The organism is Accumulibacter sp. (genome assembly GCF_023806625.1).
In the GTDB taxonomy this organism is placed as follows: Bacteria; Pseudomonadota; Gammaproteobacteria; order Burkholderiales; family Rhodocyclaceae; genus Accumulibacter.
Window position 1 is genome coordinate 187,636 of sequence record NZ_JAMTDX010000008.1, and the last position, 16,039, is coordinate 203,674.

Sequence of the window (16,039 nt, forward strand, 5' to 3'; positions counted from 1 at the left end):
GGATCAGGATCCGCCCTGCCCGCCCGTGCTGCTTGCGTCACCTGACTCGGAGTCGCCGCGCCCGGTCGGCCAGCCCGGCGAGTAGTCTTCGGCCTGATGGCCCCAGCTGAACCAGCCCGGCCGCGAACCCCGGGCGAAGAGTTCGATGAATGGTCCGGGCGAACACGCCTCGATGATCGCGTACGCCTCCTCGGGTTTGCGCGAGTGCTCGCGCTTGCGGCTGCGGATGATGTTGACCTGCCGCCGGCCAGGCGCCAGAGTGCGCGCGTTCCTGCCGCGAACACCGAAAAGGATCAGTTCGGTGGTGTTGCGGAAATAGAACCCGACGCCGCGACCGTCCGGCCCCCCGTCCTGGCGGACCTTGTGCCAGACGATGTTGCTCTTGTACTCGAAGCCCCAGGCGGCGAGCACGCGCAGGCCTGCAGGCAGCAGCGCGTTGGGCACCCAGAGGTAGAGGTGCGCCGGGTCCTCGATGATCGCGGCGACCGGCAGATCGAGGATCTCGTCCAGACCCATCGTCGCGTAGCGGTTGAGACGCCGGTGCTCCGGGGCCATCTTCCCGGTCCGGTTGTCGAACTGCCACGGTGGGTCCGCCAGAACGGTGCGGAACCTTCGTTCTCCGACCGCCTGCAGCAAGTCGGAGAGAGCCTCGGGAGAATCTCGCGTCATCACTTCGCCTTCGCCACCACGCGCCGGACAGCCGAAGCGCCGGCCGCGGGCGGCGGAGCGGCACGACGGCGGCTCCGGCCTGACGAAATTCCGGGCAATGGCCTCCGGCGCGGGTTCGGGATACCATCGCCAGCTGACTCGTATGGAGCAGACGAAAGATGCCACAAATCGACCCACATCGCCAGACGCACAGCCGGCTGCCGCGAGTTCGCGACGGAGCGGCCCGCGCGTGCTCATCGAGGTAGATCTGCGCCTCATGCTTGGACGCGAGATCAGCTACTTTTTCGGGGCCCTGCGCTTCTTCACCCGCCTGCCGGTCCCTGCCTGGGTCGGCCACAGTAGCGACGCGCTCGACCGGGCGAGCCGCTACTTTCCGCTCGTCGGGATGCTCGTCGGCTCGCTGGCCGCGCTCGCTTTCCTTCTCGCCTCCCGGGTCTGGCCGACGACGCTCGCCGTCCTCATCGCGATCACCGCTTCGCTCTACCTGACCGGCGCATTCCACGAAGACGGCTGGAGCGACATGGTCGACGGTTTCGGTGGCGGCTGGGAAAAGGGACAGATCCTGGCGATCATGAAGGACTCGCGAATCGGCAGCTACGGTGCGATTGCGCTGATCGTGCTGCTGCTCGCGCGCTTCTGCGCGCTGATCGAGTTTTCCGCGCAGCAGATTCCGCTGATCCTGATCAGCGGCCACACGCTCTCCCGCTTTGCCTCGACGACCCTGCTGCGCGGGCTCGACTACGTACGCGACGAGGGGAAGGCCAAACCGCTGGCGACTCGCATCGGCCGCGGCGAACTGGCCTTCGCCGGGCTGACCGCGCTGCTGCCGCTGCTCTTTCTGCCACCGGCCATCGCGATCTCCGGTTGCCTGCTCGCCGCGCTGGCCACGCTCTGGCTCGCCCGGCTGTTCCGCCGGCGGATCGGCGGGTACACCGGCGACTGCCTGGGCGCCACCCAGCAACTCTCCGAGGTCGCCTTTTACTGGGGCCTGCTGTGCAGCTTTTCCTGATCCGCCATCCCCGTCCGGTCGGCCTCGCGGGGATCTGCTACGGTCGCCTCGACGTCGCTGCCGAGGACCCGCAGGCGGCGGCCGAGCGCCTCCGCCCGCTGATTCCTCCGGCGACCCCGCTGCTCGCCAGTCCACTGAGGCGCGCACGCGAACTGGCCAGAGCGCTGCACGCGCAGGCCGTCCTCGACGACCGGCTACGGGAGATCGATTTCGGCGAATGGGAAGGCCGCAGCTGGGAGTCGATCGACCGCCGCGAGATCGACGCGTGGGCCGCCGACGTGCTGCACTTCGTGCCTCCGGGCGGGGAATCGGTGGCCATGCTCCAGCAGCGAGTGATCGATTGCCTCGTCGGCCTCGCCGGACCGCGTTTCGGACTGGTCACCCACGCCGGACCGATCCGCGCGGCTCTCGGCTACTGGCTGCACTGGCCGATCGGCGAGTGGAGCCAGGTGGTGATCGATTACGGCAGCGTGACGCTGCTCGATATCGATCCCTCGACTGAGCGACCCGGACGACGGCCCGGGCGCGCAACGCTGCACTTCCTCAACCGCTGATCCGCGGACCGGGGCCTGCGGCGACCCGGACGCGGCGGTCAGCCGCGCGGGTGGTGCTGTGCGTGCAGCGCCTTGAGCCGCTCGCGGGCGACGTGGGTGTAGATCTGCGTCGTCGAGATGTCGGCGTGCCCGAGCAGCAGTTGCACGACGCGCAGGTCGGCGCCGTGATTGATCAGGTGCGTCGCAAAGGCATGGCGCAGCACGTGCGGCGACAGGCGCGCCGGGTCGATTCCGGCGACTTGCGCGTAGCGCTTGATCAGCTGCCAGAAAGCCTGTCGGGTCATCGCCGAGCCGCGCGAGGTCACGAACAGGTCGTCGCTCTGTCGGCCGGCGAGCAGCGCGCGACGCGCCTCGACGAGGTAACGCTGCAGCCAGTCGCGAGCTTGTTCGCCGAGCGGCACGAGGCGCTCCTTGCTGCCCTTGCCGAGCGTGCGGACGACCCCCATCTCGAGGCTCAGTTCGTACACCCTGAGCCCGACGAGCTCGGAGACACGCAGCCCGGTCGCGTAGAGCGTCTCGAGCATCGCCCGATCGCGCTGGCCGAGGGTTGTCGAGCTGTCGGGCGCGGCGAGCAGGCGATCGACCTGCGCTTCGGAGACGACCTTCGGCAGGCGCGACGGCCTCGCCGGCATGGCGATCAGGCGCGTCGGATCGCTGCTGCGCCGACCGCGCCCGACGAGATGACGGTAGAAGCGTCGCAGTGTCGACAGGTAGCGCGCCTGCGACGAAGGACGAAGGTTTCTCGACACCTCGGCGACGAAACCGAGCAGTTCGGGTTCGCCGACCGTGCACAGCTCACCGGCGTGGTTCGCGGCGAGCCACGACGCGAGCTGCAGCAGGTCGCTGCGGTAGCTGGCCAGCGAAGCCCGCGCGAGCCCGTCCTCGAGCCAGAGGCTGTCGCAGAAGGCATCGATTTCGGCAAGATCCGACGCAGCCGGCTCAGCCGCTCTCATGCGCGAGAAGCCAGCGCTTGACTTCGAGCAGGAAACCTCCGCGCTGTCGGGCGAAGCCACCGAGCCGACCGCCACTGGCCAGAACCCGATGACACGGGACGATCAGCGGGTACGGGTTGGCCCCGCAGGCCCGGCCGATGGCCCGCGGAGCGCTGTGCAGCGCTCCGGCGATCTCTCCGTAGCTGCGCGTTTCGTGCACCGGGATCGCCGCGATCTGCTCCCAGACGCGACGCTGAAAAGGCGTTCCGGCGGGGCGCAGTGGCAGCACCAGACGACTTTCGGCGTCCTCGAGGTAGGCCCTCAGCTGGCGCACCGCCTCGGCGGCGAGAGCGTTCTGCGGAGTGACTTCCGGCCGCGGTTCGAGAAACTCGACGCCGATGACCCGTTCTTCGTCGCAGCGCACGCCGAGACAGAACGTCGGCGCGCGGACGACCGCCGCGAAGTCGTCGCCAGCCAGCCGGGTCGTTCTCTTCACGCTCGTCGCGCGTTCACGAAGCCTTGCCGAGCAGCGCCTGCTTGAGGTCTTCCTGCACCGGTTTGCTGCCCAGCCAGATGCGCAGCACTGCCCGGTAGAAATCCTCGCCGGCGATGTCCTTGCCCTTGACCTGCCCGTTGACCGTCAGCCGGGTCCCACTCTCGGGAAGCCAGTCGATCAGCACGCTCGTCCCCGTCTTCGGCTCACCAGCGGCGAGCAGCGAATCGGAGAACTGCTTGAGCCGGTCCCTGAGCGCAGCCATTTCGGCTTCCGTATGGTTGTTGGCCATCCCTTCCTGGAGAGCCTCGACGAACTGCTGAGCGGTCACGTCGCGCAGCAGGCTGATCGAGATCCGCTTCGCTCCTCGGGTAGCGAGTACAGCGTCGGCGTCGCCGCGCTTTTCGGGCAGGTAGAGCGCCATCGCGTAAACCTTGACGATCAGCTTCCTGCGCAGACCGGCGCCGTTGAGCACCAGATCGCTGCTCGCCAGATGGGTCCGGTCGTCGAACCTGACCCCGGCGACCTCGACCGCCGCGGCGAGATTGAAAGTCAGCGCGGCGATCGCCGCAATCAGCAACTGTTTCATGGTTCCTCCTGTAGAGCCTGTGGTCTCGTCGTGCGATCGACGTCGGCTGGTCAACTGCGCACCTCGCCGTTGCCGAGAACGACCCACTTCTGGCTGGTCAGACCCTCGAGACCGACCGGACCGCGGGCGTGGATCTTGTCCGTCGAAATGCCGATCTCGGCGCCGAGTCCGTACTCGAAGCCGTCGGCGAAGCGCGTCGAGGCATTGACCATCACCGAAGACGAATCGACCTCGCGCAGGAAACGCATCGCCGACGTATAGTTCTCGGTGACGATCGCGTCGGTATGATGCGAGCCGTAGCGGTCGATATGCTCGATCGCCTGGTCGAGGCCATCGACGACACGGACCGAGATGATTGGCGCCAGAAACTCGGTGGCGTAGTCCTCTTCGGTCGCCGGTCGCGCTTCGCCGACGAGGCTCAGTGTCTCCGGGCAGCCGCGGATCTCGACGCCCTTGTGGATCAGCAGAGCGGCGATCGTCGGCAGCAGCCGCGAAGCGACCGAGCGGGCGACGAGCAGCGACTCGGCCGTGTTGCACGTGCCGTAGCGCTGCGTCTTCGCGTTCTCGACGATCTGCAGTGCTTTCTCGGGATCGGCGTCGTCGTCCACGTAAACGTGACAGTTGCCGTCGAGGTGCTGGATCATCGGCACGCGCGCTTCGGCGAGCAGGCGCGAGATCAGACCCTTGCCACCCCGCGGGACGAGCACGTCGACGTACTCGCGCATCGTGATCAACCGACCGACGGCGGCCCGGTCGGTGGTCTCGATCACCTGCACGGCGGTCTGCGGCAGGCCGGCACTGGCCAGTCCCTCGTAGACCAGGCTGGCGATCGTGCGATTCGAGCGAAAGGCCTCCGAGCCACCGCGCAGGATCGAGGCGTTGCCCGACTTGAGGCACAGCGCCGCAGCGTCGGCCGTGACGTTCGGCCGCGCCTCGTAGATGATCCCGATCACCCCGAGCGGCACGCGCATCCGCCCGACCTGGATGCCGCTCGGTCTGACCTTGAGATCCGAGATCTCGCCGACCGGATCGGCCAACGCGGCGATCTGCTCGACGCCTTCGGCCATCGCCGCGACCGCTTTCGGCGACAGCGCGAGCCGGTCGAGCAACGCGGCTTCGAGGCCGGCCGCTCGCGCCGCGGCGAGGTCCTCCTGGTTGGCCGCCAGCAGTGCAGCCGACTCGCGCCGGATCGCCCCGGCGATCGCGCGCAGCGCCTGGTCCTTCGCCTGGCTGTCGGCGCGGGCGACGAGTCGCGAGGCCTCGCGCGCCTGGCGGCCGACGGTGTGCATGTAGTGCTCGATGTCCATGGGCGACCCTGTCCGCGGAAGGCGTGAGGCCGATGATCGGCTCGGCCGAGTTGGCGATGAGACCGGCACGTCGCAAGACGGAGTCACCGCGCTCCGATGGGCCGGATTATAGCCGTCGATCACGCAGCGACGTCAACGGAACCTCCGGAAAGGAATACACTCTCAGTCATGTCCTCGACCGATCTCCCCGTACCCGCCATGAACAAAGTGATCGTGCCCACCGAAGTGAAAGTCTGCGCAACCTGCACTTTCTGGGATGGCGAACGAACGGTGGACAGCGAAATGGGCCTCGTCGTCGTCTGTCCCGATGGCGAGGGCGAGTGCCTGGTCCAGACCAAGTGCAGCCACGGACTCAACGACGTACGCGGCGAAAGCGTCCATTGCGCCTGGGAGCACCTGGCACCCGATCAGCCGTCTCCAGAAGCGGAGGCCTGAGCGCGAGACCGGACGGCCGTTGACGCCGCGGTCACGGACAGCGCGAGACGCCGGAACTCATCCCACACGTCGCCGCTCGCCAGACCCTTGATCATCCTGTCGATCCGCGCCGCTGCGGCGAGCGCGTCGCGGGTCTGTCGCCGGTCGACCCTGTGCACAGCCCTTCTGATCAACGTCTGGCGTTCGGCGCGGATCCGCGCTTCGCGCAAGAGCACGTCGAGCGGCCTGCCGAGGTCGAGACCGTTGCGCATCTTCGCCAGCACGCGCAGTTCCTCGGTCATCGCCCAGAGAACGAGCGGCGGCGGCTCGCCTTCCTGCTCGAGTCCGTCGAGCGTTCGCGCGATCCTCGCCACGTCGCCGGCGAGCAGCGCTTCGCGCAGGTTGTCGAGGTCGTAGCGCGCGACGTTGAGCACGGCGTCGCGAATCTGCCCGAAGCTCAGCGCGCCGGGAGGGTACAGGACGCCGAGCTTGACGATTTCCTGATGTGCGGCGAGCAGGTTCCCCTCGACCCGTTCGGCGATGAAACGCAGGCCGTCGGCGTCGGCGCTCTGCTGCTGCCGCGCGAGCCGGCCGGCGACCCACGCCGGCAGGTCGGCTAGCCCCGGTGGAACGAGCCTGACCACAGCGCCAGCCGCGGCGAGTGCGCCAACCCACGGGGCCTTTTCCTCCTTCCAGTCGAGCGCCGGCAACGTGACCAGCAACAGGCAGTCCGGCGACGGGCGCAGGCAGTACTCCTGGATCGCCACTGATCCCTCTCGGCCGGGCTTGCCTCCGGGAATCCGCAACTCGATCAGCGTGCGACCGCCAAACAGCGAGAGTGTGCCTGCGGCGTGGCGCAGCTCGTTCCAGCTGAAACCGGGCAGAACGGTGAGTACCGTACGCTCGTCGAAGCCGCGGCGGCGGGCTGCCGAACGGATCGCGTCAGCCGCTTCGATGACCAGCAGAGGCTCCTCACCGTGGAGCAGATAGACCGGCAGCAGGTCGCGTGCGAGATGCCCGCCGAGATTCTCACCCCTGAGCTGCACGCCGGCCGCCTACTGTTCGGACTCGGGATAGACGGGCTTGGCAGCGGCGAGGCGACGCAAGAGCTGCTGGACGAGATCGTTTTCCATGTCCCGCCAGAGCAGCGTTTCCTCCTGCTGCTTGGCGAGAATCTGCGAATCGTCGTAGGTCAGGTCGCGAATGATCTCGACGCTGTTCGGCGGAACCAGATCCCTTCCCTTGTCGTCGGTGATCCGGTAATTGAACAGGTAACGCAAGCGCAGCTCGCTGACCCGCCCGGTACCCGAGACCGAAAGGATCACCCGGTCGCGATACTGGGTTCCCGAAATCAGGCTGGCCTGGGCGTCGCTCTGGGTCAGGGCGATGCGCGTCGTCCCCGAAGCGCGGATCGCGCGCTTGAGGTTCGCACCGACCACGTCGTAGTCGGCGAATGCCAGGTAGAGGCTGTCGAAGGGCAGCGTGTACGCACCCCGCAACTGGAAACCGCAGGCCACGAGCAGCGAGACCACCACCGCCAGTCCGGCCGAGCGAAGCAGGACACGCATGCGCCGAGATCCCTCCGGGGAATCAGGTGACGACATTGACCAGCCGGCCGGGAACGACGACCACCTTCTTCGGCGCGCCGCCGGCGAGGTGCTTCTGCGCGACCTCGCTGGCCACCGCCGCGAGCTCGATCTCCGCGCGACCGGCGCTGGCCGGAACGCGCAGACTGCCGCGCAGCCGGCCATTGACCTGCAGCACGAGTTCAATCTCGTCCACCGCCAGCGCCCGCGGGTCGGGCTTCGGAAACGGCTGCGCGCTGGCCGTCTGGCCAGGCCGCAGCGCCGAATGGAGCGCCTCGCAGATATGTGGGACGATCGGCGCGAGCATCAGCGTCACCGCCTCGAGCGTCTCCTGCCTGACCGCGCGCGCAGCCGGCGACTCGTCCCCGACCCGCGCGTACACGTTGAGCAGTTCCATCACCGCGGCGATCGCCGTGTTGAACTGCTTGCGCCGGCCGTAGTCGTCGGCGACCTTGCCGATCGTCTGGTGCAACTGCCGGCGCAGCGCCTTCAGCTCGCCCGAGAGCGCACCGTCGTCGACCTTCGCAGCGACCGGTCCGGCGGCAACGTGCTCATGGACCATCCGCCAGAGGCGCCTGAGAAACCGGTAGGCGCCTTCGACTCCGGCGTCGGACCACTCGAGTGACTGGTCGGGCGGACTCGCGAACATGATGAACAGGCGCGCCGTGTCGGCTCCGTAGCGATCGATCAGCGCCTGCGGATCGACGCCGTTGTTCTTCGACTTGGACATCTTCTCGACGCCGCCGACGATCACCGGTGCGCCGTCGGCGCGCAGGGTCGCACCGCTCAGCCGCCCGCGCTCGTCATGCACGGCATCGACGTCGGCCGGGTTGATCCACAGCTTCTTGCCTTGGCCATCCTCGCGATAGAAGGTCGGCGCGACGACCATTCCCTGCGTCAGCAGGTTGGCGAACGGCTCGTCGAGCCGCGTCTCGCCGAACAGTCCGAGGTCGCGCATCAGCTTGGTCCAGAAGCGCGAGTACAAGAGGTGCAGGATCGCGTGCTCGATACCGCCGATGTACTGGTCGATTCCGCCCTTGCACCAGTACGCGACGCGCTCGTCGACCATCGCCGACGCGTTGTCCGGGCAGCAGTAGCGCAGGAAGTACCAGGACGACTCGACGAAGGTGTCCATCGTGTCGGTCTCGCGCCGGGCCGGCTCGCCGCAGCGCGGGCAGCGGCACTCGTGGAACCCGGGCATGCGGGCGAGCGGCGAACCCGCGCCGGTGATCGTCACGTCTTCGGGCAGGACGACCGGCAGGTCCGCATCGGGCACCGGTACGTCGCCGCAGCCGGAGCAATGGATGACCGGAATCGGGCAGCCCCAGTAGCGCTGGCGCGAAATCCCCCAGTCGCGCAGCCGGAACTGGACCTTCTTCCCGCCGAGCTGCCTCGCCGCGAGATCGGCGGCGATCGCCTCGACCGCTGCAGCGAAGCCCAGACCGTCGTACTTGGCCGAGTTGATGCACACGCCGTGCTGCTTGTCGGCGTACCACTCCTGCCAGCCGTCGAGCGAAAAGGTCTCCCCCTCGACGGCGATCACCTGGCGGATCGGCAGGCCGTAGCGGACGGCGAAGGCGAAATCGCGCTCGTCGTGCGCCGGAACGGCCATCACCGCGCCGTCTCCGTAGCCCATCAGCACGTAGTTGCCGATCCACACCTCGACCGGTTCACCACTCAGCGGATGAGTGACGAAGATGCCGGTCGGCACCCCCTTCTTCTCCATCGTCGCCAGGTCGGCCTCGGCGACGCCGCCCTGCCGGCATTCCTCGACGAACGCGGCGATCGCCGGATCGCGCGCGGCCGCGTAGCTGGCCAGCGGGTGTTCGGCGGCGACGGCACAGAAGGTGACGCCCATGATCGTGTCGGCGCGCGTCGTGAACACCCAGAGCAGCCCCGCCTGGCCGTCGAGTTCGTAGGGAAACGCGAAGCGCACGCCGGTGCTCTTGCCGATCCAGTTCTTCTGCATCAGCCGAACCTGTTCGGGCCAGCCGTCGAGGCGGTCGAGATCGGCGAGCAGTTCCTCGGCGTAGGCGGTGATCTTCATGTAGTACATCGGGATCTCGCGCTTCTCGACGAGCGCCCCCGAGCGCCAGCCGCGCCCGTCGATCACCTGCTCGTTGGCCAGCACGGTCTGGTCGACCGGATCCCAGTTCACCGTCCCGAGACGCTTGTAGATCAGGCCCTTCTCGTACAGCCGGGTGAACAGCCACTGCTCCCAGCGATAGTAGTCGGGGGAGCAGGTGGCCAGTTCACGCCGCCAGTCGATTGCGAAACCGAGGCGCTTGAGCTGCTCGCGCATGTACGCGATGTTCGCGTAGGTCCATTGCGCCGGCGGCACACCGTTCTGGATCGCCGCGTTCTCGGCCGGCATCCCGAAGGCGTCCCAGCCCATCGGCTGCAGCACGTTGTAGCCGAGCATCCGGTGAAAGCGCGCGAGCACGTCGCCGATCGTGTAGTTGCGCACGTGGCCCATGTGCAGTTTCCCCGAGGGATAGGGAAACATCGACAGGCAGTAGTACTTGGCACGACTGCCGTCCTCGATGGCCTGCGCCGCACCGCTGCGTTCCCAGAGTTCCTGGGCGGCGACCTCGACTTCCGCGGGCTGATACCTTTCCTGCATGGCTGCTGAGCGTCCGGACGAGAAAAGGGTCGATTATCCCCGAAAAACCGGCGCTGCAGCGAACCCGCAGCCTACGTTCCGGCCGATGGCGCCGCGCCGCCGGCCGCGGCGCGATGGCGCGCGCGCAGCGCCATGGCCATTTCGAACGCTGCCTTCGTGAAGCTCAGAATTTCGGCGAACTCCTCGTCGCTCAGCGAGCGCGCCTCGTCATGGCTGCGATAGACATTGACGAACTGATGCTCGCGCACCGTCTGCAGGACGAGCTTGCCGACGCCGAGCGCCTCGAGGCTCTTCCACAGTTCGGGATTCGAGGTGCGCGTCAGGCGCATCACGAAGCCGACCGGGTCGTTGCGCCCGAAGACCGCGGCCAGACGCAGGATCACCTCGAACGACAGCGCCAGCCGTCCCTGCTCGATCGCCTCGATCAGCGACGGGTCCTTGAGATCGATCGCTGCGCCGACCTCGGCAATCGTCAGCCCGGCGGTCTCGCGCATCGCGCGGACCATCTCGCCGGTCTTCACCCAGGCGGCGGTATCGCCGACGCCGGGCAGGACCGCGCGGACGACCTCGCTGGCCGCGTCGATCGGATGGCCTTCCTGAAGCGCCCGCGTGACCCTGCCCGCCGTCTCGAGTGCCTTGCCCGCGACGACCGTCGCTGAACTGATGTCGAGCAGGCGACCGGCCATCGCGCGCACCTGATCGACCAGCCCCGGCTCGGCGGATTCGGGGCTTGCGGCGGCCGGCTCGGCGGCGGACTTCTTCGTCGTCCTCCTGCTGGCTGAAGGACGGCGCTTATCGGGCGGAGAAGGCGGAGCATTCATCGGGAGACGACCCTCGGCTGACTGACACGGAGCGAGCGCTAGCGTACGGCGCCAGCCCGACGAGGGCAAGCTCCCCGCCGTCGGACCAAGCCAGGCGCGCCGCATCGGCATCGCCCGATGGACCCGGGACCCCTCCGGCCGACAGGCCGTCGAGCCCACGGCAAGAGCACGGCAGGACACAGCCCCCGTTCCTGGAGGACAACCGGCACGGATGCTGCTTGCGTTTTCCCCGGCATTCGGCGAAGCGCCGTGGCCAGGGCTCTGACGACGACCTGATCGTCTGGCGAATCAAGGCCTTGTGGAGACCTAGGCGGAGCCGGGACGACGCCGGCGAGACCGGCCCGCGCCCGCGCGCGGTGCGCCGGACGCGTACGATGCCCCGAAGTGGCGCAGCGCACGGAGACGCCGAAACGCGTGACCGCGCTGGGCGGCCGTAACTCAAAAGACTTCCGGAAAGGAGCAAGGCAATGCACTGCGTGGGCGAGGCGACGTTCACAGCCGATGGCGACAAGTCCGTGCCGATCCCGATCATCGTGCCGACCTACGGCCGACCGTGTCTCGACATCCGCAGCCTCGGCACGACGACGGCGTGCTTCGCCTACGACCCGGGATTCGTGTCGACAGCCCCGTGCCGGTCGAAGATCAGCCACGTCGACGACGAGCGCGGCGAACTGCTCTACCACGGCTATCCGGTCGAGCAACTCGCCGAGCGTTGCGACCATTTCGACGTCGCCCATCTGCTCAGGCACGGCGAGTTGCCCGACTCCGCCGAGAAGCGGCGCCTCCGGACGGCGATCGCCAGCCAGGCGCTCGTGCACCAGCAGATGGTCCGGCTTTACGAAAGCTTTCGCCGCGACGCGCGTCCGCTGCCGGTGATCATGGGCATCGTCGCGGCGCTCTCGGCTTTCGACGAGGCCGACGCCGACTACGCCGATCCCGCGTGGCGAGCGATCTGCTTCGCGCGGCTCGTCGCGCGGATGCCGGCGATCGTCGCGATGGCCTACAAGTACTCGGTCGGCCAGCCGTTCATGACCCCCCGGCCGGACCTCGGCTACGGCGAGAACCTGCTGCAGATGCTCTTCGGCACTCTGCGCGAGACGCCGCCAGACAACGCCGTGCTCGCGCGCGCCGTCGAGCGCCTGCTGATCGTCTTTGCCGACTATGGGCAGGACGCCGCGACGACAACCGTGCGCATGGCCGGGTCTTCGGGCGCCAACCCCTTCGTCTGCATTTCGGCCGGCATCGCCTGCCTTTCGGGCCCTGCCCACGGCGGCGCCAGCGAAGCCTGCCTGGCGCTGATCGACCAAATCGACGACGCCGCGCCGGCCGCCGCCTTCGTTGCGCGGGCGACGAGCGGCGACGGCAGGCAACCGTGCCTGCCCGGATTCGGCGATCCCGATTTCGGCGCGCGCGACCCGCGGGTTCCGGTTCTGCGCCGGACGCTCGCCGAGGTGATCGAGGAACGCGGGCTCGAGCAGCACCGCCTGTTCAGGAAGGCCCGGGCGATCGAGCAGGTGGCCTTCGAGCACCCCGAACTCGTCGCCCGCGGCCTGCAGCCCAACGCCCACTTCTACGCCGGACTGATCCTCGGCGCGATCGGCCTGCCGCCGTCGATGTGGGGTTGCCTCCTCGCCCTCGCGCGCACCGCCGGATGGCTCGCGCACTGGGAGGAAATGCTCACCGACCCGGAATACCGGATCGCCCGCCCACGCCAGATCTACTGCGGAGTGACCCGGCGCCACCTGGCGCGACCGCCGGCTTCCTGCGCCAGCACGCCGGCTTGTGCAGCGCTTCGAGGTCCGGGCGACGCCCGCTGAACACCTGTTGCACGAGCGTCCAGCGATCACGCTCGACGAGGGGAACCCCGATGATCTTCTCGAACCAGTTCTGAATGCGCTGCACGGTCACTGCCTCCTGTGAGATGTTGGGCTGCCGGACCCTCGAGGAAAGCGCTCACAGCATAGCCGAAGACTGTACACATGTACAGGCTTTTTTTCTTGCGAGGCTACTCGGGAAGACGCAGGCGATGCAGCAGGCAGGCGAGCAGGACGAACAGCGGACCGTTGATCAGCAGGCTGACCGGCAGGAAGCCCCAGGTGAGTGCGTCCTGCGCGTAGTATTCTTCTCCCATCGCGGCCAGCCAGACGTAGCAGTCCTTGGCCAGCAGGTGAACGATCCGCTGGGATGCGGCGACGTGGAAGCCGAGCACGACGGTATGCACGGCGGCGACGACCAGCACGGCCGAGAGCGCGACGCCCCGCACCCCCGGGTTGTCGCGCAGGAACTGCCGGGCGTCCCTGGAGGTCAGCAGCCAGCCGAGCGCAATCAGGAGCAGGCTGAAGCTCGACCAGACGACCTTGGTATAGGAATCCTTCTCGGCCTTGAGCGCGTCGTGGAGCAGCTCGAAGCGGACCTTGGCGATCTCCGCCAACAGCGGGTCGCTGCCCTGCACGGCGTCGCGCGTCGCCTCGCTGGTCGCCGCTTCAGCAACGGCGGCTGGCGCGCCAGCCGCGCCCGTCGCGATCAGGCAACGGTCGACCCGCCGGTCGTCGCTATCGGCCGCGCCGGCGGCTGCGGCGAAAACGCCGGCGAGCAGGACGATCAGCGCGATCACCCGGTGCATCGCCCGCCTCTGGCCCGTGCCGTGGCTCGCCGAGCCCACGCCCGCAACACCAATTCCGCGATCCACGCCACGGGCCAGCGGCCCGGACGAGCGTCGCTGGCCACGGCGGCAGCCGAGCCCGACGAACGGGCGATCAGTTGAAGCGGCAGGCTCCCGGTCCATCCGGGTGGCCGCAGCTGCCGCAGGGGCCCGGTAGCGCGCTGGCGGCCGGCTGGGCGCTCAACGCCGAGAAAGACGAGAGCTTCTTGCGCAGGTCGGTGCCGTGGCACGCCGGACACTCCGGCTCGGGCGACGAAGAACGGACGAGCGTTTCGAACTCCTGACCACAGGCCACGCACGCGTATTCGTAAATGGGCATGATCTCGATACTCCGGATGATGGAGGGACACAGGCGCGACCCGTCCGCGGTCGGCGGACGCGCGCCCCGGGGCGCCCTGCGGCGAATCCGCCGGACGTCCCGGGCCGTAGTCTACCGACGCCGATGGTCGCCCGTCCACCCGCTCGCCGGCCCGGCAGCGAACTCCCGCTACCGGCCGGTGGACGCTTCGGGCCAGCTGCGGAAAGGATTGCGGATCAGGTTGGCGTTGAAATAGCGCGCATCGCTGGTCACCTCCTCGCCGACCCAGTCGGGCTTGTCGAAGACCTGGTCCTCGCTCTGCAGCTCGATCTCGGCGACGATCAGCCCGGCGTTGTCGCCGAAGAACTCGTCGACCTCCCAGGTCAGCGGACCGGCCGGAATCCGGTAACGGGTCTTCTCGATCAGCGGCTTTTCGGCGAGCGCGTCGAGCATCGCGTTGCACTCGTCGAGCGGGATCGCATACTCGTACTCGGCGCGCGTCGCCCCGACCGACCGGCCCTTGATCGTCAGGAACGCCTTGTCGCCGACCGTGCGCAGCCGCACGGTGCGCTCGGCGTCGCTGTTCAGATAACCCTGGCGATACGCCTGGCCGGTGCCCAGCTGGCGCCAGGCGTCACCCCTGACGAGAAACTTGCGCTCGATTTCCTTGCCCATTCGCTCTCCTCCCTTCGGCTGCCGACCGGACGAGGTCACTCGCCTTGCGCGGCCAGGCTCGTTCGTTACCGCCCACCCCGGTCACGCATCGCCGGGCAGCGGACGAAGACTACGCGCTTGACGCGAGCGAGGTCAACGGCGAGCAATCGCCGCAGCGGCGGCCGGAGGCGGCGGCCTGGCAGCGTCTATAATGAGCTTCGAGGCGCTTGGCCTGGAAACTGCTCGCGGCAACAGGCCGTCGCCGCAAACCCCGCCGGGACGCCCTCGAGGTCAGGACGCAGGACAGGTGTCAGCCATGTTTCGTTTCGCCGATCAGTTCGGTCCGGCCAGGACCATCCACGTCCACGAACCGTCGCTCGGCCTCAAGGGCATTCTGGTCATCGACAACGTCGCCTGCGGGCCGGCGATTGGCGGATTGCGCATGGCCCCCGACGTCGGCGTCGAAGAGTGTTTCCGCCTGGCGCGCGCGATGACCCTCAAGAATGCGGCCGCCGGCCTGGCCCACGGCGGCGGCAAATCGGTGCTCTTCGGTGACCCGCGAATGCCGCGCGAGCGCAAGCAGGCGCTGATCCGGGCCTTCGCCCACGCGCTGCGCAACGAGCGCGACTATCTCTTCGGTCCGGACATGGGCACCGACGAAGCGTGCATGGCCTGGGTCCGCGACGAGATCGGCCGCGCCGTCGGCCTGCCCGCCGAACTCGGCGGGATTCCGCTCGACGAGATCGGCGCGACCGGCTGGGGGCTCTGTCACGCGGCGCTCGCCGCTCTGCCGTACTGCGGCCTGGACCTCGCCGGAGCGCGCCTGGCGATCCAGGGATTCGGCGCCGTCGGCCGGCACGCCGCGCGCTTCCTGACCGCCCGGGGGGCAGTGCTGGTCGCCGCCGCCGACAGCCGCGGCACGCTCGTCGACGACGGCGGAATCGACGTCGAGGCGCTGATCCGCGACAAGCGCGCCGGCCTCGGGGTTTGCGAACACGCGCGCGGCGAGCGGCGATCGGTCGACGCGGTGATCGACGTCGAGTGCGACATCTGGGTTCCCGCCGCCCGCCCCGACGTGATCCGCGAGGACAACGTCGATCGCCTGCGCACACGGCTCGTGCTCGAGGGCGCGAACATCCCGTTCAGCGCCGAGGCCGAGCGCCGGCTGCACGAACGCGGCGTGTGCGTCGTTCCCGACTTCATCGCCAACGCCGGCGGGGTGATCTGCGCGGCGCTCGAGTATCGCGGTTCGACGCAGGCGGCGGCGTTCGCGACGATCGCCGAGCGGGTGACGCAGAACACCGCCGAGACGCTCGAACGCGCCAGGGTTGCCGGGATCCTGCCGCGCCGGGCAGCGCTCGACATGGCCACCCAGCGCGTGCAGAAAGCGATGAGTCTGCGCCGCTTCACGATCTTCTGATCGCCCCG

17 protein-coding genes are annotated in these 16,039 nt (G+C 68.5%); 5 read left to right on the forward strand and 12 right to left on the reverse strand.

The features are described 5' to 3' along the window. Positions 1 to 3: 3 nt before the first annotated feature. Positions 4 to 669: an MT-A70 family methyltransferase gene (locus NFW05_RS02105; RefSeq protein ID WP_295302356.1), complete on the reverse strand. Its 666-nt coding sequence runs from the start codon at positions 667 to 669 to the stop codon at positions 4 to 6. A gap of 229 nt (positions 670 to 898) precedes the next feature. Between NFW05_RS02105 and NFW05_RS02110 the strand changes: the two genes are divergently transcribed. Both NFW05_RS02110 and cobC read left to right on the forward strand, forming a co-directional pair. Continuing rightward, complete coding sequence (locus NFW05_RS02110) at positions 899 to 1,678, forward strand: adenosylcobinamide-GDP ribazoletransferase (RefSeq protein ID WP_311104715.1); 780 nt, start codon at positions 899 to 901, stop codon at positions 1,676 to 1,678. Beyond that, entirely contained in the window at positions 1,663 to 2,232 is a 570-nt protein-coding gene (cobC, locus tag NFW05_RS02115; RefSeq protein WP_295302358.1) for an alpha-ribazole phosphatase family protein, read from the forward strand. Before NFW05_RS02110 ends, cobC begins: the two co-directional genes overlap by 16 nt. 38 nt (positions 2,233 to 2,270) lie before the next feature. Here the strand turns inward: cobC and xerD are convergent, their stop codons facing one another. The 4 genes from xerD to NFW05_RS02135 are packed head-to-tail and all read right to left on the reverse strand — an operon-like array spanning position 2,271 to position 5,553. Next, positions 2,271 to 3,185 (reverse strand): site-specific tyrosine recombinase XerD, encoded by a 915-nt coding sequence (gene xerD, locus NFW05_RS02120; protein WP_295302359.1) that lies wholly within the window; start codon positions 3,183 to 3,185, stop codon positions 2,271 to 2,273. After that, a complete protein-coding gene (locus NFW05_RS02125) occupies positions 3,172 to 3,660 on the reverse strand; it encodes a methylated-DNA--[protein]-cysteine S-methyltransferase (RefSeq protein ID WP_295302360.1) in 489 nt (162 codons plus the stop codon). Before NFW05_RS02125 ends, xerD begins: the two co-directional genes overlap by 14 nt. A gap of 13 nt (positions 3,661 to 3,673) precedes the next feature. Continuing rightward, positions 3,674 to 4,246, reverse strand: a complete 573-nt coding sequence (locus NFW05_RS02130) for a chalcone isomerase family protein (protein WP_295302362.1) — start codon at positions 4,244 to 4,246, stop codon at positions 3,674 to 3,676. A 50-nt stretch (positions 4,247 to 4,296) separates the two neighbouring features. After that, a complete protein-coding gene (locus NFW05_RS02135) occupies positions 4,297 to 5,553 on the reverse strand; it encodes a glutamate-5-semialdehyde dehydrogenase (protein ID WP_295302364.1) in 1,257 nt (418 codons plus the stop codon). A gap of 198 nt (positions 5,554 to 5,751) precedes the next feature. Between NFW05_RS02135 and NFW05_RS02140 the strand changes: the two genes are divergently transcribed. Beyond that, positions 5,752 to 5,988 (forward strand): hypothetical protein, encoded by a 237-nt coding sequence (locus tag NFW05_RS02140; protein ID WP_295302366.1) that lies wholly within the window; start codon positions 5,752 to 5,754, stop codon positions 5,986 to 5,988. On the opposite strand, the gene holA is transcribed toward NFW05_RS02140, so the two are convergent. The 4 genes from holA to NFW05_RS02160 all read right to left on the reverse strand — a co-directional run bounded on the left by holA (position 5,961) and on the right by NFW05_RS02160 (position 10,862). Then, complete coding sequence (holA, locus tag NFW05_RS02145; RefSeq protein WP_295302369.1) at positions 5,961 to 7,013, reverse strand: DNA polymerase III subunit delta; 1,053 nt, start codon at positions 7,011 to 7,013, stop codon at positions 5,961 to 5,963. The genes NFW05_RS02140 and holA overlap by 28 nt on opposite strands. Before the next feature lie 9 nt (positions 7,014 to 7,022). Further along, positions 7,023 to 7,535 carry an LPS assembly lipoprotein LptE gene (lptE, locus tag NFW05_RS02150; protein WP_295302371.1) on the reverse strand — a complete coding sequence of 171 codons (513 nt, stop codon included), beginning with the start codon at positions 7,533 to 7,535 and terminating at the stop codon, positions 7,023 to 7,025. A gap of 22 nt (positions 7,536 to 7,557) precedes the next feature. Further along, positions 7,558 to 10,176 carry a leucine--tRNA ligase gene (gene leuS, locus NFW05_RS02155; RefSeq protein ID WP_295302373.1) on the reverse strand — a complete coding sequence of 873 codons (2,619 nt, stop codon included), beginning with the start codon at positions 10,174 to 10,176 and terminating at the stop codon, positions 7,558 to 7,560. A gap of 71 nt (positions 10,177 to 10,247) precedes the next feature. Further along, positions 10,248 to 10,862, reverse strand: a complete 615-nt coding sequence (locus tag NFW05_RS02160) for a helix-turn-helix transcriptional regulator (protein ID WP_295302374.1) — start codon at positions 10,860 to 10,862, stop codon at positions 10,248 to 10,250. A 602-nt stretch (positions 10,863 to 11,464) separates the two neighbouring features. Here NFW05_RS02160 and NFW05_RS02165 point away from each other — a divergent pair. Next, positions 11,465 to 12,814 (forward strand): citrate/2-methylcitrate synthase, encoded by a 1,350-nt coding sequence (locus tag NFW05_RS02165; protein WP_295302375.1) that lies wholly within the window; start codon positions 11,465 to 11,467, stop codon positions 12,812 to 12,814. Positions 12,815 to 13,002: 188 nt separating this feature from the next. Here the strand turns inward: NFW05_RS02165 and NFW05_RS02170 are convergent, their stop codons facing one another. The 3 genes from NFW05_RS02170 to NFW05_RS02180 all read right to left on the reverse strand — a co-directional run bounded on the left by NFW05_RS02170 (position 13,003) and on the right by NFW05_RS02180 (position 14,632). Continuing rightward, entirely contained in the window at positions 13,003 to 13,620 is a 618-nt protein-coding gene (locus tag NFW05_RS02170) for a hypothetical protein (RefSeq protein WP_295302377.1), read from the reverse strand. Between the two features lie 133 nt (positions 13,621 to 13,753). Continuing rightward, positions 13,754 to 13,978: a zinc ribbon domain-containing protein gene (locus NFW05_RS02175; RefSeq protein ID WP_295302378.1), complete on the reverse strand. Its 225-nt coding sequence runs from the start codon at positions 13,976 to 13,978 to the stop codon at positions 13,754 to 13,756. Positions 13,979 to 14,146: 168 nt separating this feature from the next. Then, positions 14,147 to 14,632: a CYTH domain-containing protein gene (locus tag NFW05_RS02180; RefSeq protein WP_295302379.1), complete on the reverse strand. Its 486-nt coding sequence runs from the start codon at positions 14,630 to 14,632 to the stop codon at positions 14,147 to 14,149. Positions 14,633 to 14,927: 295 nt separating this feature from the next. Between NFW05_RS02180 and NFW05_RS02185 the strand changes: the two genes are divergently transcribed. Then, complete coding sequence (locus NFW05_RS02185; protein ID WP_295302380.1) at positions 14,928 to 16,031, forward strand: Glu/Leu/Phe/Val dehydrogenase; 1,104 nt, start codon at positions 14,928 to 14,930, stop codon at positions 16,029 to 16,031. The last annotated feature ends 8 nt before the right edge of the window (positions 16,032 to 16,039 follow it).